At 42.6% G+C, this 13,988-nt stretch carries 12 protein-coding genes and 1 pseudogene; 4 read left to right on the plus strand and 9 right to left on the minus strand.

All coding sequences use genetic code 11. The features are described from left to right. Positions 1 to 5 precede the first annotated feature (5 nt). Genes B2O97_RS03720 through bioB form a run of 4 tightly spaced genes read right to left on the minus strand, consistent with a single transcriptional unit; the run spans position 6 to position 4,262 of the window. On the minus strand, positions 6 to 704 hold the full coding sequence (locus B2O97_RS03720) for a DUF452 family protein (RefSeq protein WP_286766958.1): 699 nt from the start codon (positions 702 to 704) through the stop codon (positions 6 to 8). Then, entirely contained in the window at positions 701 to 1,861 is a 1,161-nt protein-coding gene (locus tag B2O97_RS03725; RefSeq protein WP_286766959.1) for an 8-amino-7-oxononanoate synthase, read from the minus strand. The genes B2O97_RS03720 and B2O97_RS03725 overlap by 4 nt, the downstream gene beginning before the upstream one ends. Continuing rightward, entirely contained in the window at positions 1,858 to 3,174 is a 1,317-nt protein-coding gene (gene bioA, locus B2O97_RS03730) for an adenosylmethionine--8-amino-7-oxononanoate transaminase (protein WP_286766960.1), read from the minus strand. Before bioA ends, B2O97_RS03725 begins: the two co-directional genes overlap by 4 nt. A gap of 8 nt (positions 3,175 to 3,182) precedes the next feature. Beyond that, the gene (gene bioB / locus B2O97_RS03735; protein ID WP_286766961.1) at positions 3,183 to 4,262 is read right to left on the minus strand and encodes a biotin synthase BioB; all 1,080 of its coding nucleotides are present in this window, start codon (positions 4,260 to 4,262) and stop codon (positions 3,183 to 3,185) included. Between the two features lie 141 nt (positions 4,263 to 4,403). Between bioB and B2O97_RS03740 the strand changes: the two genes are divergently transcribed. Further along, positions 4,404 to 5,888, plus strand: a complete 1,485-nt coding sequence (locus B2O97_RS03740; RefSeq protein ID WP_286766962.1) for a PLP-dependent aminotransferase family protein — start codon at positions 4,404 to 4,406, stop codon at positions 5,886 to 5,888. Here the strand turns inward: B2O97_RS03740 and B2O97_RS25225 are convergent. The 5 genes and pseudogenes from B2O97_RS25225 to B2O97_RS03765 form a co-directional block, all read right to left on the minus strand. After that, positions 5,885 to 6,417: pseudogene (locus tag B2O97_RS25225) on the minus strand (MepB family protein). The gene B2O97_RS03740 and the pseudogene B2O97_RS25225 overlap by 4 nt on opposite strands. Beyond that, positions 6,407 to 6,958, minus strand: coding sequence for a dihydrofolate reductase family protein (locus B2O97_RS03750; protein WP_112375548.1), 552 nt, complete (start codon positions 6,956 to 6,958; stop codon positions 6,407 to 6,409). Before B2O97_RS03750 ends, B2O97_RS25225 begins: the two are co-directional and overlap by 11 nt. A gap of 391 nt (positions 6,959 to 7,349) precedes the next feature. Next, the gene (locus B2O97_RS03755; protein ID WP_286766964.1) at positions 7,350 to 9,320 is read right to left on the minus strand and encodes a hypothetical protein; all 1,971 of its coding nucleotides are present in this window, start codon (positions 9,318 to 9,320) and stop codon (positions 7,350 to 7,352) included. A 180-nt stretch (positions 9,321 to 9,500) separates the two neighbouring features. Next, positions 9,501 to 10,772, minus strand: coding sequence for a TonB family protein (locus tag B2O97_RS03760; protein ID WP_201638585.1), 1,272 nt, complete (start codon positions 10,770 to 10,772; stop codon positions 9,501 to 9,503). Next, the gene (locus B2O97_RS03765; protein ID WP_070565798.1) at positions 10,759 to 11,337 is read right to left on the minus strand and encodes an RNA polymerase sigma factor; all 579 of its coding nucleotides are present in this window, start codon (positions 11,335 to 11,337) and stop codon (positions 10,759 to 10,761) included. The genes B2O97_RS03760 and B2O97_RS03765 overlap by 14 nt, the downstream gene beginning before the upstream one ends. Before the next feature lie 80 nt (positions 11,338 to 11,417). Here B2O97_RS03765 and B2O97_RS03770 point away from each other — a divergent pair, with 80 nt between their 5' ends. From B2O97_RS03770 to B2O97_RS03780, 3 genes are read left to right on the plus strand one after another with little or no spacing between them, the layout of a single operon-like run. Further along, entirely contained in the window at positions 11,418 to 13,280 is a 1,863-nt protein-coding gene (locus B2O97_RS03770) for a vWA domain-containing protein (protein WP_286766965.1), read from the plus strand. 16 nt (positions 13,281 to 13,296) lie between these two features. Further along, positions 13,297 to 13,458 (plus strand): hypothetical protein, encoded by a 162-nt coding sequence (locus B2O97_RS03775; RefSeq protein WP_159333293.1) that lies wholly within the window; start codon positions 13,297 to 13,299, stop codon positions 13,456 to 13,458. Between the two features lie 55 nt (positions 13,459 to 13,513). Beyond that, entirely contained in the window at positions 13,514 to 13,924 is a 411-nt protein-coding gene (locus tag B2O97_RS03780; protein WP_070565800.1) for a hypothetical protein, read from the plus strand. The last annotated feature ends 64 nt before the right edge of the window (positions 13,925 to 13,988 follow it).

The following is a 13,988-nucleotide window of genomic DNA, read 5'->3' on the forward strand; positions in this document are numbered from 1 at the left end:
GATGATCATCTTAAAAGGTGCTTAAATAATTGTTCGGGATAATGAGTAGCATCGATTATCGTATATGCAGTACCGGGCCAGGCGCGTTTTTGATTCTCTAAGTTGAAGATTCGATCTTCTTTGCCTATATATATCTGATGCCATTGGAATGCTGCTGCTGATTTTGCACCAGCTGTTTTTTCAATCGCGATGAGCTCTGAACGGAGGTCTTCGATGTCGCGTTGGGGGGCTCTTTCAAGAAAGTAGTTAAAAAGGGTCTTGGAACCACACATGCGTAATCTGAATTTTTCCAACGTTTTATTGCTCAGTGTATCCAATGTTCCTTTAAATAACTGGCTAGGAATTCCTTTTTCGTCATCTATTGGAAATGGTGTTCCATTGATTGCAGTACATGTGGTGATGGGGTAATTGCTGTTTTGAAGTTCGGGCAGTACCATTGATGCCGCCCATACCCCCATAGACCATGCGAAAATCTCAATTTCCTGGTAGCCTGCCAGTAGACTTTTGTCCAACAGTAAATCCGTATAACTATGGGCAACAATAAGATCTTTGCCGACTGGGGAATAGTGCAAAAAAGGATGTTCATCCATGCCCCAGCCTGCAAAGAATAACAGTAGTTTTTCGTTGGATTTTGCCTGAAGATGCTGCCTTGGCAAATTATCGACGGGAGTGACCCTTTTAGGAGTGATTCTTTTAAGTATCATAAGCTTGCTGCGAGTTGTTTGATCATGGACGATGTCATTGTTGCTGTCAATGAAATTCGGATTCTTGACGTTCCTTCTGGTACTGTGGGCGGGCGTATGGGAAGCACGTAAAATCCCTTTCGCTGCAGGTCTTCTGCTTTCAGTACCGTTTCCTTGTTATTACCGATAATGACCGGTAGAATATGACTCTCTGACGGACAATTAAAGCCTTTGGCAATTATGTGCTGTTTGAGCAATAGGCTATTTTTGTGCAGCTGTTGGCGCCGGTCTGTAAAGTCACTTAAGCGTTCCAAAATAAACACAGTCCATAATAGATTGATTGGAGGCAACGCTGTTGTAAAAAGTAGTGTACGTGCCTTATTGATCAAATAATTTCGGATTGGTTCCTTACATAGCAGGTAGCCACCAACCGATGCTAAAGCTTTTCCGAAAGTGCCTGTCAGGAAATCAATGTCGGTAATGCAGTGCTGTTCTTCTGCGCAGCCAAGCCCCCGTATTCCGCGTACCCCTACGGCGTGCGCTTCATCGACATAGAGTAAGGTGTTGGGGTAACGCTGTTTTAGACTGACCAGATAGTGGAGGTCAGTGCAATCACCATCCATACTAAAAATACTTTCTGTGACGATGATGATGCGTGTGAAGCGATGGGCATATTTTGCCAATAATTGCGTTAAGTGGGTGTAATCGGAATGGCGGTACCTGTAGCAGGCCGCATTGGACAGTCGGATGCCATCAATTAGGCTTGCGTGGATACCCTTATCGGCGAGAATTAGTGTCTGTGTATCACACACTGCAGGAAGTATGCCTACATTCATATGATAGCCGCTGTTAAAGACCAATGCACTCTCCGTACCGAACATTTGGCACAACATTGTTTCCAATTGTGTATAGCGTGCATGGTTTCCTGTGAGTAGACGCGAAGAGGAAGCGCTGAATACAGCATCGTCTTTTGTTACCGAGTTTAGGAATTCTTGACGAAGTATCTGATCTGTCGCAAGTCCAAGATAATCGTTCGACGAAAGGTTGTAACGCTCTGTAACATGCTCCTGTGCTGTGTTATCCTGTTGTGTGATAAGGGGAAGTTTTCGTTTATTCCCTTGTTTTTCAAGGGCAAATAATTCATCTTCAATGCGCTGGATTAGGCTGTTTTCAATCATTGGACTGTGCTGATTACGGCTAGCAATGCCTGTGTTAACTTGTGAAGCTCACCTTCATTTATGATAAAAGGGGGCATGATATAAATCAGTTTTCCGAATGGCCTTACCCAAATTCCCTCTTCGATAAACCGCTGTTGTATGCTGGATAGATCGACGGAGTTTTTCATCTCGATGACTGCAATTGCACCTAGAATTCTGAGCTCCTCGACTTGGGGCAGTGTTGTTGCAGTACTAAGTTCCCGTCTCAATTGTTCTTCGATTAACGTTACTTTCGCTTTCCAGTCCGTTGCCAATAGTAGTTTGATGGAAGCGTGGGCTACAGCGCAAGCCAAAGGGTTGGCCATAAAAGTTGGCCCGTGCATAAACGTACCTGGTGTACCGTTGGAGATTGTATTCGCAACATGATCTGAAGTGATCACGGCGGATAGCGTCATATAGCCACCAGTCAAGGCTTTGCCGATACACATGATATCGGGCACTATTCCGGCATGCTCCCAGGCAAAGAGCTTACCCGTGCGCCCAAATCCGGTAGCAATTTCATCAAAGATTAATAGCAGTTGATTTTCTTTGCAAAGATGTGCTGCCTGACGCAAGTACTCCGGATGATAAAAACGCATACCACCGGCTCCCTGAACGATAGGTTCGAGGATGAGAGCGGCCAGTTCGTCCTTATGCGAGCAGATCAGGTCTGCTAAGGGTTGAATATCATTGGCATCCCATTCCTGATCAAATCCTATTTTTGGGGCAGGGGCAAAATAGCGTTTGGGTAAAGCATGGTCAAAGATGCGGTGCATGCCAGTAATGGGATCACAGACCGACATCGCGTTCCAGGTATCGCCATGGTATCCCGAACGAATCGTGACAAAGTTTGTTTTATTGGTCTTTTTTTGTGATACCCAGTATTGAGTAGCCATTTTAAGCGCAACTTCCACTGCAACAGAACCCGAATCGGCATAAAATATTTTGTTGAGTGAAGCAGGGGTGATATCAAGCAGTATTTTACCGAGGGCAATTGCTGGTTCGTGTGTAAGTCCGCCAAACATCATGTGTGACATGCTGCTGAGCTGTGCTGTGACCGCAGCGTTCAGGACGGGATGATTGTAGCCATGGATGGCGCACCACCAAGAGGACATACCATCGATAAGTTGCTGCCCATTTTCCAACTCGATTATACAGCCATCTGCCCGTTTAACCTTGTAGGCAGGTAAGGGATTAGTCATGGTTGTATACGGATGCCATAAATGCGCTCTGTCAAAATCATCGATAAGGTCGTGTTGGTTGATTTCTTTTGCTTCCATTAGGGTTTGCTGCATAGGGTTTGTTATTTGTCTTGCTGTTTAGCGATGTTACGCTGGATTTTATGTTCTGGTCTTGACCATCTTGGTCTTTCACCAAGATCATGGTAATGCGCCATCTCCGTTGCGATGGTTTCGGGTTGATTTTTTTTCTCGAAAGGCTGCTGTGCCACTAACCCCAGTGTTTTAAACATATCCATATCTTCGTTGATAGCGGGATTGGGCGTGGTGAGGAGTTTGTCGCCCGAGAAAATCGAATTGGCTCCTGCGAAAAAGCATAAAGCTTGTCCCTCTGTACTCATGTTGGTACGCCCTGCAGAAAGGCGAACCTGTGTGGTGGGTAATAAAATTCGGGCTGTAGCGACCATGCGTACCATTTCCCATATCGAAACTGCTTCCATGACCTCCATTGGAGTACCGGGTACAGGAACGAGTGCATTGATCGGTACCGATTCGGGTTGTGGAATGAGCGAAGCAAGCGTGACCAACATCGCTGCACGGTCGGCGATACTTTCTCCCATCCCAATAATACCACCGCTACATACCGTTATGTTGGTTTTACGTACATTTTCGATCGTTTGCAGGCGATCATCATAGCTTCTGGTCGAGATAATTTCCTTATAGTAGTCGGCAGAGGAGTCGAGGTTGTGGTTGTAGGCGTATAGTCCAGCTTCTGAAAGGCGTTGTGCTTGGTTTTCGGTCAGCATTCCTAGTGTGCAGCAGACTTCCATGTCAAGTCTATTCAATGTGCGGACCATCTCCAGTACATGATCAAACTCAGGGCCATCTTTAACATTACGCCAGGCGGCCCCCATACAGATTCGTGAGCTACCGCCAGCTTTGGCCGCCAGTGCCTGCTCCTTTACCTGCTCTAGGCTCATTAGGCCTTCCGCTTTTACATTCGTATGGTAACGTGCGGCCTGTGGACAATAGGCACAGTCTTCGGGACAGCCACCTGTTTTTATTGAGATCAATGTGGACACTTGTACTTTGTTGGGGTCGTGATATTTCCGATGTATCGATGCCGCTTCATAAAGAAGATCCATTATTGGTTTGTTGTATAAAGCAACAACTTCTTCCTGCGTCCATTGTGGTTTTGTTTCCATATTATTGCTAATTTTTATGCTAAAGTCAGGTCTATTTTGCTTAATGACCATTGGGATTGAGTATTCAACGCGATTATTTTTTCTTGATGATTGCAAAGATTATAGTTTAAATGATAACTTTGGTAGTCCGAAATAAACATAATGAGTAGTCCGGTTAGTATAGGTTTTCATTCCATTATTAAGATAGATCGCCGTAAGGAAGATGCCATCTATCTGCAGATTGTTTATCAATTCATCAATGCCGTCAAACGTAATCTATTGGAAGATGGCGATCTGTTGCCGGGAAGTCGGAAGATTGCTGATGAACTAAATGTGCACCGAAAAACCATTGTAGCTGCTTTAGCGGAATTGCAGGAACAGGGCTGGGTGAAAATTTTACCTAATCGCGGAACTTTTGTGAAAAATCCCGAGCGTATCGGTACCTCCAGGTCTGCAGTTAAGGCATTTAGACAGCCGCCTGATTTTGCACCTTACTTTTTTAGAAAGGAACTCATCTTAGATATGCCTATTTCAGAGGTTCCCGAAAGGTACTATTTTACGGATGGAACACCGGATTATAATGTCATTGGAACGGAGGAACTGGTGCGTTTTTATGCATCCATGGTGAAACGGAAAAAGAAAAGTGATGATTTTCCGACGACGACTGAAGGGAATTTGTTTTTTAGGGACCAGTTAAGCTATTATCTGAATTTAACAAGAGGGTTTCATATTTCCCGGAATTTCTTGTTGCCTATTGCCAGCCGCGAGCAGATTTTTTCAATTTTATCCCGATTATTGATCCGACCAGGTGATATTGTGCTGGTGGAAAATTTAAGTTATTTTTTACCTAACATGATCTTTAGTCAAGCTGGGGCCAAGCTAAAAACCATTCCAGTAGATGCGGAGGGGATGAATGTAGATAAAATCGGAGATCAATTTAAACCCGGAGAAATCAGGTGTGTTTACCTCAATACCAGATGTCAGTATCCAACGACGGTTAACCTTTCCGAGCGGAGGAAAATTCAATTATTAGCGTTGGCCGAGCAGTATAACTTTATCATTATTGAGGATGATGTGGATTTTGAGTCTTCTTTTTTTAAGGAGAAAGGCGAATCACTTTTTCGGAAAAATGGCGGTAACCGCGTGATTTATACAGGTGCTTTCGGTAGTTTCTTTGATCCTGGTTTCCAAATGAACTTTTTGATCGCACCACAGGATCTGTTGGATGAAGGTAAAAAGTATTTGAATATCTTCGGAAAACCGAATTTTATGATCGAGAAAACCTTGGGTGAAATTATCCATCAGGGTGATATCTTTCGGTATCAGCGTAAATTTCAGAAAACAATTGCTGAGCGAAAAGAATTGTTTGCCCAATTGCTGTTACGGCATTTTGAAGATCAGATCCGGTTTGAAATCCCGTCCTCGGGACTGGCTTTTTGGATACAGTTTAATCGGGTTGTTTCGCTGGCAGCCTTGCAAGAAAAAGTGCGGTTGCTAGGACTCTTGTTGCCGAGTAATTGCCTTTATCAAAATAAAACCGTTACAGCATTGCGGTTGGGGTTTGCCCATCTTGACGAACAAAGTATGGTGACGGCAATTTCTTTGTTGCGTGCTGCTTATGCCGATTTGGTCGGAAATATCGACTAGTTGCTTTGCAGTATATGGGTCAATTTGTTTTTGGCTTCTTGAGGAGACCCACAGCAATCCACAAAGTATGTGTGCTGCCATTGTTTACTTTTGGTAGCCTGTTTGTTTGTTGGGATGCTCCAATCTGGATAAATACGGAATCCGCGTTTGCCCATTTGAGAACCCGCTGTGAGGATTGTATGTTCAACTAACGCCTGTTTTGGAAAGACAAATAGGCCGCAATGCTGTTCCTGTTCAACCGAAATAAGATAATAATCGAAATGATCATCTGCAGTAAAGGGGATGGTCGACCATCGCTGTCACGTTTCCAAAGAGCAACGAATAACCCCACTTTTCTTGGTGTTATCTTAGCCTTCCTAAATTTGAAGTTTTTGTTGCCCAGTTGAAAATTAAAACCATAATAGGCTCTACCTGGTTGATCTTCCGATAGGTGCGAGCAATGGGGCATAAATATACTTTCGAGTTGATCTAGCACTTTCCTAATCATCTGGTCAGCGATCTGTGGGGCAGCCTGACGGTTAAGATTCATGTTGAGGGATATAGATTAACTGAACAACACCCGATTTGAATGTGACGCTTTGAACAAGTTTTAGAGATAGTCGTTCAGGTAAGTTTTCAAATAAAGGCTTGCCACTTCCCAGGGCAATGGGGTGAACGGAAATGCGATAGACGTCAACAAGGTTGGCTTGGATGAATGTTGTGATTAGACGTGCTCCCCCATATAGCCAAATATCTTTTCCGGGCTGTGCTTTTATTTCCTGAACATGTTCAGTGATATCAGTTTGGATGAAAGTAGCGTTTTCATCTTGTCTTGCTTGACTGGAAAAAACATATTTTTTCTTCGCATGGACATTTTTCCAAAGATTTATTTCCGTTTCATCGGCCGTAGCACCCGGTTGGAAATTACCCCAGGCATCATAGCTCACCCGGCCATAAAAGATGGTATCGACCGAAGCCAAAAAGCCATCGAAATCCATGTCATCATCCATAATGCACCAGTCAACCTCTCCCTGTGAGCCTTCAATAAAGCCATCTAAGGTCATGGCCAGATCCAATATTATTTTTCTCATGTGTGTTATTTGCTTTAAACCTATTACTTGCGTTCCCGTAATAATAGAAGCTGGGTTAGCTCAACGGCGGATTGTCAGGATGACATAAAGATAGAGAAATAATAAGGTTTGGCCAAATTGCCGAACAACGGAGCAAAGAAAAAGCCCAGCAAAGAATGTCTGGGCTTTGAGATTATATAAGGGGAATAATACTTGCTAAAAAAGTGAAGACCTAGTCTTCATCGGTGATAATATCATCACCATCTAATTCGAAACCTTCACCAAGGAAGGTATTCTCTAGTTCGAATAAATCTGAATCTTTAATCATTTTACTATTTTTTGATATTCAAAGTTATCACCCTTATTTAAGCTAATCGTCAATATAAAATGAAGTTTGTGTTAAGTGATATCGTTATATTTTTTTGAGTACAACATCTAATTTTTCTGCCTGGATGATCCGACTGAAAAACTCTTTTAAATCAAAATACTCTTCCGGCATAAACAAGGGTTTGTTTAATTGTGTTGCAGATTCGATGATCAGAACATCCGGTGTTGTATTATTGATTTTGAAAATATATCGGGCCGCACGTTCAGGAAGAGCCATACTGATGTTTTTTAACTTTCCTTCCGTTGGATATGCATAGCCTTTTGGCAGTTTGATTTCAATGTAGCACTCTTCTTGGACTAAAGAACCAAAGTCGATCGGATAATTCCGCTCCGTAAGGTTGAAGGGATTCTTGGACATTTTTGTGTCAATATAAGGATTGAATAGAAGTTGCTCATTTTGCAGGGTTGCAAAATTCTTAATCTCAATTTCAAACTCCTCCGTTAGCGGTTTATCAAGGGATTCCCGATTCGATACTTTAAAACTATTGATTTTGATGCGATTGTTTTCTTCATCTATTTTTTCGTAGAATTCTTCTTCAGAATTACTTCCTTGAAGGCGTTCACGCATTTTGGAAGCACCGTAACCGTTACGTGAGGTAATCCATTTTCCTTTTAATGCACCATCTTCCGACAGTTCACCGTAGAAGAAGTTACTGTAAGTAGATGCAAGATTTGCCTCGAGCTTTACCCAGTCAGATTCGCCTTCCAGGGGAATTGATCTTCCCTGAAAGTTGACACATTTCATTGGGATATTTCCAAACATCTCATAGGGAGAGGTCGCATCCAGCAGGTAGTAGTTTTCACCTATTTTTACCTGGGCAATGACATGGTTGAACTCTGATATCGCTGGTGCATAGAGCCCTGCATAGCCATTCTCACGTGTCGATAAAATAACAGGGATGGCATCTAGTTTCGCATAACGTAAGGCATTGACCAGTCCAAGGTTAATATCGGCGCTATTGCCTGTTCTTTTTTCGATGGCTTCTTTGATATTTTTTGCGTAGATCGAATGGCGGTTATTCCATTTTATTTGTTTCTGGAAGTAGGTATACAGTCGTACCGCTTTCTCCAGGTCATCTTTTGAATCCTGCAATACCGGTTCAATGAACTCTTTCAATGCCGTTTTTCGCTTTACCTGTCCACCAAAACTTTCGTCCTGTACGAGTTTATCTCTGACATTTTCCCACGTGAGCGAAAAGTCTTTTGTCGGTCCCATTGGAATGCTATACCGACCAAGCTCAAAGAAAATGATTGACCTAAAATTTTTGGAAGAGGTCATGTAATCTTCGGTATGGAAAGCCGGAATATTTTCCATGGTATAGGTGGTTTTATTGCCTAAGACTTCTCCAACTTGAGAATCCAGGCCTGTGTTGTAATTTTCTACCTTCCGGTCACTGACGGCTAATCCCCCCTTTAAATTGGCTTTGTAATGAAAAACTTCGGGAATACGCGTGACGTATTGGCTATAAATTTTTGGGAGATCTTCCTGAAATTCCCAGGCATTTAAGTTAAAAATAAATGGCGATTCTGTGCGGTAGCGGTATTCAATAATTGTACCTTCTTGGACCTGCGGAATGGCCGCTTTCGTTACCGCATAGTTTTCTGAGGCGTTTTCGTTAAAAATATTCGCTTTCGTCATCTCTGTTTCTACAACCTTATCTCCGACGAGGTGATAGGACGCTCCCTTGATGTCCATAAGGACTTCCCGGTCGTTGCCGATTTTATATAAAGGGATACTGAAATTAGCGTAATTATAAGCTTCCTTATTTAATATTTTAATGCGGACGTGTCTGAAAAATTGAACAACCGGACCTTTGTTTTTATCATAATTTACTTCGGCTGATCCATATTCGCGTAAGACAAAGGCATTTGCTGCTGTATCTATTTTGTCAACAGTAATGGCAAAATCTTCCTTTTTTATTTTACCGAACGAAAAATCTTGCGCTTGTAGGTATACACCACTAAGCAGGAGGAGGCCAGTGAAAAAACTTTTCATAAAAAATGACTGTATGGTTAAGAATTATAACACTAAAGTATGAAATAATTTTAAATCCAAACCCTTATAAATTAAATTGGTTGAAAAGATAAATGGATCGATCAATTGCGATTGCTTATTTGTCCCGATAGCGAGATAAACTTGTGTTGTAATTAGATAGGATGTGCTCAGATCGCATCCTTACAAGGTGAATTCGAAGCTTAACGTGACATAGCGGTAGTCTTCCCCTTTCCATTTTGGTCCCGAAAGTAGAATCTCTTTGGCTTTGGCATCGAGGTAATCATTTGCACTTTGGAGAACGCTGATATTTGTTGGGAGTCCATCTTTATCGATATAGAAGCTTAAACGGACAGTGCCCTCATAACGGCTTTTAGCTGTTTTTTTCTTGATATAATTGTTGAACGATCTCCAGCCCCAGATAGGTTCGGCACTTTTTGACTTGCGTGAAGACATCGTTGTAACGACGACTTCATCAAGTGAGGCGCCGGAAGGTTGCATTTTGATCGTCGTATTTTTGCTGCGACGCATATTCAATGCGACAGAATTGTAGCCCAGAGCCATGATGTCGACGAGTGAATCCATTGTGCTGGGTTGGATGGTCGCTTGTCCCTGTGCGTCGGTATTCGTCGCAAACTTGCTATTGGGTTGAATGATTGTCACTCCCGAAATAGGTAAGCCTGTCTCTTTGTCCCGAATTGTAAGTTGTAGCGGGGTACCTTGTTGTTGTGGCATAGCAATACCCGGAGCTCTGCCTGCAAGGGTATTGTTTAAACTTGATGTTCCACGAATCATAATGGTTTGGGAAGCATCTTTTTTCTTTGCCATTGGTGCATAACCGATAACAATTGTACTGTCTGCAGGCCTTAATCCAAATACAGGGCGATCATTATTGAGACCTTCCTTCATTTCTTCCAATGATTTTACACGCAGGGATGGTTCCCGGGATAAAACGGTCACCTCTTCGAGTGGATGCTGTTCATGAAGCCGCGTTCGGTTATTATCGGCTAATTGTGGCAAATGATCTTGAGATCCTATTTTTGATGCAATATCATCTGAAGGAATGATAGAATCTGCTGCTGTAACCTTTGTTTTGGGTTTTTCCTGCGTAATACTTACTTCGGCGGTACGCCTCGCTTCGGATGAATTTTTGTCCTGTCGACGGTAAAGGAGGAGACCAATCCCCAATACGATCACTGCCGCTGCGGCGATGGCAAGTCTCTTCCAATCAAAGACCTTTATTTTAGCGGTATTATTTTTCTGAACACGTTGTGCAATTTGGTTGTTGATTGTTGTAAGTACGGTTTTATTCTGATCCATTTCCATACCCATAAGAATATCGGCCAGCATGGGGTCACGCTGTGCCTCACGTTCAAGCGCGTACATCTCCGTAGGAGATAATTCGCCGTTGACGTATTTCTTTAAGTATGCTATGTCGTAATTACTGTTGCTCATTCCAAGCCTCCATGCAATTTTTTAAATTCCGTTTCCCATTCTGTATATAGCTCTTTACTTCGTTCAAGCTATAACCGGTAGATTCGCTAATCTCTTTGTAACATTTTTCCTCTAAGAAGAAGAGTCTGACCGACTGCTGCTGTTTGTCTGGCAACTTTTCCAGACAGCCTTCCATGGCTGTTAGCTGTTCTTCTTTTTCATCATATTGTTCATACTGATGCACGTCTCCTGGAAATTTCACAAATTCATCCAAAGAAATTTGAGATTTGTTCTTTTGAGACCTTAAATACATCAAACAATGGTTCTTGCTTAGTACATAAAGCCATCTTGGGAAGTCCTTGATTTCTTGCTTGTTGACTTTATATATTAATTCTTCAAAGATATTCATGACAGCATCTTTGCTCAATTCGGAATCTTGGAGATACCGTAAACAAACATAGTATACCATCTCGGTATGTCGCTGGTATAGATCCCCCAATACCTGGAGCTCCATGGATTCCTGGTAGTGCAGCAAGAGCTCGTGGTCTTGTGCTGTATCTATTTTTGACGACTTGAATGCGAACATTTTATTGGCTAAAAATATTTTTTTTTTCTGGTTTATGGAAATTTAATATTTGTGGCATCCCTTGGCAAAAATGTAAAGATATGAGAGCAATACTTTTTGTAATAGGCTTGTTGCTATCCTTAGGTGGACATGCCAATCAGGGATATGAGGTCAGCGGTAAGGTTGTCGATGCGAATACAGGGACTGCCCTTGCGGGCGTACAGGTTAGCAATGTTGCTACAAAAGCGCTGGTGCGGACCGACGATAAGGGAAACTATCGTATTCAAGTCCTTGACGGTAAAAATACCTTGATTTTTAGTTATATCGGATATCTTGAGCAACGGATAGCGGTCAACCATCGGACAACGATTGATGTGGCCTTGGCGCAACAAAACACCACACTGGATGAAGTTGTGGTGACCGGATCTGAGCGCAGGGCGAAGCGTCAGACGGCGTCGGTGATGAATGTTAATGCAGCTTTGTCAGGGCAAGTATCGGGTCTGTATATTCGAGGGACGGGTTATGTGCCTAATCAGAACCAAGAATCTTATCAAAAAATAAAGGAAAACAAGTTTATCAATCCACGAAAAGAACCTTTATCAACGTTGGCGGCCGATGTTGATGCTGCTTCCTATAGTAACGTACGTCGTTTTATCAATTCAGGAACACTACCTGAAAAAGATTCGGTACGGGTTGAAGAGATGATCAATTACTTTCAGTATCAAGTGGCCGGACCTAAGAATGGCGAACCTGTAAATATCGTCACCGAATTGACCAAGGCACCCTGGAATACTACACATCAGCTCATGCGCGTAACATTAAAGGCGAAAGATATACCGACGGCGAATCTTAAAGCTTCCAATCTGGTGTTTTTGATCGATGTGTCGGGATCAATGATGGGACCGGGGCGTCTGCCTTTGGTGAAAGCTTCGCTGAAGATGTTGGTTGATCAACTACGTGCTGTAGACCATGTTGCCATTGTGACCTATGCTGGATCGGCAGGGGTAAAACTGGAGAGTACGCCCGGTGATGAAAAGATGAAAATTAAATCGGCTATTGAGGAGCTGGAAGCCGGTGGAAGTACGGCTGGAGCTGCAGGAATTAAGAAGGCTTACGAAATTGCGAAGCAACAATTTATCAAAGGTGGAAACAACCGGATTATTTTGGCTAGTGACGGCGATTTCAATGTTGGGGAAAGCAGTGACGAATCGATGGAAGAGCTGATTGCCAAAGAAAGTAAATCGGGGGTTTTCCTCACAGTATTGGGGTATGGCATGGGGAATCTGAAGGACAGTAAGATGGAAATCCTTGCAGACAAAGGGCATGGGAATTATGCGTATATCGACAACATTTCTGAAGCACGAAAAGCGATGGTGACCGAATTCGGGGGAACCTTGTTTACCGTTGCGAAAGATGTCAAGATCCAGGTCGAATTTAATCCCAGTTATGTGCAGGCATACCGTTTAGTGGGGTACGAAAACCGCTTGTTGGAAGCTGAAGATTTCAATGACGATCAAAAGATGGGTGGTGATATGGGGGTAGGTCATGTGGTGACAGCCCTATATGAAATTGTACCGGTCGGTGTGGAGTCTGGGATGGTCGGAACGGTAGACCCCTTAAAATATCAACAACAAGCGGATCCGGTAGCTGAGCGGAGAAATGCTGAACTGGCAACCGTGAAATTTCGGTATAAGGAGCCCGAAGGGGAGAAAAGCAAGTTGCAACAAAAGGTGATAGGAACTACTGTTACGGAATTGAATCGCGTGAGTGAAGATTTACAGTTCGCCACTGCGGTAGCGGAACTTGGTCTATTACTTCGTGATTCTGATTTTAAGCAAAAGGCCAGTTTTGATCAGCTCATCGCGCGCGCAAAAGCTTCCAAAGGCAAAGATGAGGAAGGTTATCGTGCTGAATTTATCCGTATGGCAGAGAATGCACGGGATTTATCGAGATCGAAAGAATAACTAAAAATGGCTAAAGATGAATTTTTCAGTAGCAGCAATCGAAATGCGGCTACTGGAAATAAGTTTAGTTTGTGGGGCAATAAGTAAAAAAGTAAATAAAATCTATATTTTTAGTTCATCAATAAAAGGAACGTATTTTGCTTCTGCTGATTTGCGCTATGTGATATTTGGTGAGTAAGTGCAATCTGAGCGATGTGTTGTTATAGTATATGGAAATAAAAAATGTTAGATAAATGAAGAATTTTTTCTTGTGCTTTCTTTTGGCTATTGGTATTACAGTGCCATCAGTAGCCCAAAATGCGAGCTTGAATAAACAACAGACCATGGCTTATATTAATAAGCTATATAAGGTAGCTTACCGTTATAAGGATACGAAAATTGACACGGTAACGGTAGATGGGAAGGTGTTAACAGTCTTTCTTTCCAGTGGCCAGCATTTTAGAAGTGATATTGCCAAATCAGATGTACTTGTCATTGCAAGAGTAAAATCCGGTTATCAAATTCGATTTAAGTCTTCGCCAAGCACGGATGAAATTTTATGGGCGATCCAAACGGAAGAAGATGCTAAGCGTCTGAAAAATGCATTGGAGCATTTGGTTAAAATCGTAAAGACCGAAAAAAAGACAGATCCTTTTGGAAGTTAAATCGTAATCGGGGATCCGTTGGGTAATAGAATGTTCGGCAAGGTATGAGCTTGCCGAACTGAAT

This window comes from Sphingobacterium sp. UBA865 (assembly GCF_002295765.1).
Taxonomy (GTDB): domain Bacteria; phylum Bacteroidota; class Bacteroidia; order Sphingobacteriales; family Sphingobacteriaceae; genus Sphingobacterium; species Sphingobacterium multivorum.

Excerpts from the sequence above, each read along its gene's own strand:
- B2O97_RS03720 (WP_286766958.1), bottom strand. The coding sequence starts at position 704 with ATGATACTTAAAAGAATCACTCCTAAAAGGGTCACTCCCGTCGATAAT.
- B2O97_RS03725 (WP_286766959.1), bottom strand. The coding sequence starts at position 1,861 with ATGATTGAAAACAGCCTAATCCAGCGCATTGAAGATGAATTATTTGCC.
- bioA (WP_286766960.1), bottom strand. The coding sequence starts at position 3,174 with ATGCAGCAAACCCTAATGGAAGCAAAAGAAATCAACCAACACGACCTT.
- bioB (WP_286766961.1), bottom strand. The coding sequence starts at position 4,262 with ATGGAAACAAAACCACAATGGACGCAGGAAGAAGTTGTTGCTTTATAC.
- B2O97_RS03740 (WP_286766962.1), top strand. The coding sequence starts at position 4,404 with ATGAGTAGTCCGGTTAGTATAGGTTTTCATTCCATTATTAAGATAGAT.
- B2O97_RS03750 (WP_112375548.1), bottom strand. The coding sequence starts at position 6,958 with ATGAGAAAAATAATATTGGATCTGGCCATGACCTTAGATGGCTTTATT.
- B2O97_RS03755 (WP_286766964.1), bottom strand. The coding sequence starts at position 9,320 with ATGAAAAGTTTTTTCACTGGCCTCCTCCTGCTTAGTGGTGTATACCTA.
- B2O97_RS03760 (WP_201638585.1), bottom strand. The coding sequence starts at position 10,772 with ATGAGCAACAGTAATTACGACATAGCATACTTAAAGAAATACGTCAAC.
- B2O97_RS03765 (WP_070565798.1), bottom strand. The coding sequence starts at position 11,337 with ATGTTCGCATTCAAGTCGTCAAAAATAGATACAGCACAAGACCACGAG.
- B2O97_RS03770 (WP_286766965.1), top strand. The coding sequence starts at position 11,418 with ATGAGAGCAATACTTTTTGTAATAGGCTTGTTGCTATCCTTAGGTGGA.
- B2O97_RS03775 (WP_159333293.1), top strand. The coding sequence starts at position 13,297 with ATGAATTTTTCAGTAGCAGCAATCGAAATGCGGCTACTGGAAATAAGT.
- B2O97_RS03780 (WP_070565800.1), top strand. The coding sequence starts at position 13,514 with ATGAAGAATTTTTTCTTGTGCTTTCTTTTGGCTATTGGTATTACAGTG.